Raw genomic sequence first — 588 nt, 5'->3', positions numbered from 1 at the left:
GAAAGCCGGCAATGATGTGCCGCTGATTGATATTGTTCGCCCCAATGGACAGGGTCTTTCTCATAACAAATATGACAGTTTCAATGTTGATACCCATGGCGTGATTTTGAACAATTCGACTGAGGAAGTCTCGCGTTCACAGCTTGGGGGATTGGTGCCAGGCAACGGCAATTTGCGTTATAGCGGTGCAGCAAAGGTTATTCTTAATGAAGTGGTGAGTGCCAATCGCTCGCGTCTTGAAGGCGTGAGCGAAGTACACGGGCATATGGCGGATGTTATTATCGCCAATCCCAATGGGATTACCTGTAACGGTTGTGGTTTTATTAATACACCAAGGGTGACTTTATCGACCGGACAACCGATCATTGGAGCCGATGGGGCTTTGAGTGGGTTGCGTGTTGAGGGTGGTGATATCACCATAGGCGCTCGTGGGGCTGATGGGAGTGCATTAGATATTTTTGATCTTGTTTCGCGCAAGATCAGTGTCGGGGGTCCCATACAGGTCAAAGGAGATTTGGCTGTTATCGCTGGTCACAATCATTTTGATTATGACAAACGCGAAGCAACTTCTCTTGGTTCTGATGGCAA

General features: G+C 48.0%; 1 protein-coding gene. It reads left to right on the top strand.

The genetic code is table 11. From position 1 onward, the window contains the following. Window positions 1–588 (top strand): filamentous hemagglutinin N-terminal domain-containing protein (locus ACFIJ7_RS09795; protein ID WP_375645220.1); only part of this gene is annotated, 588 nt, incomplete at both ends.

The sequence above is a fragment of the Bartonella sp. MR100HLJHH genome, from assembly GCF_042194215.1.
In the GTDB taxonomy this organism is placed as follows: domain Bacteria; phylum Pseudomonadota; class Alphaproteobacteria; order Rhizobiales; family Rhizobiaceae; genus Bartonella; species Bartonella grahamii.
The sequence above is the reverse complement of the archived record's forward strand: the minus strand, read 5'-3'. Positions and strand labels throughout refer to the sequence as shown.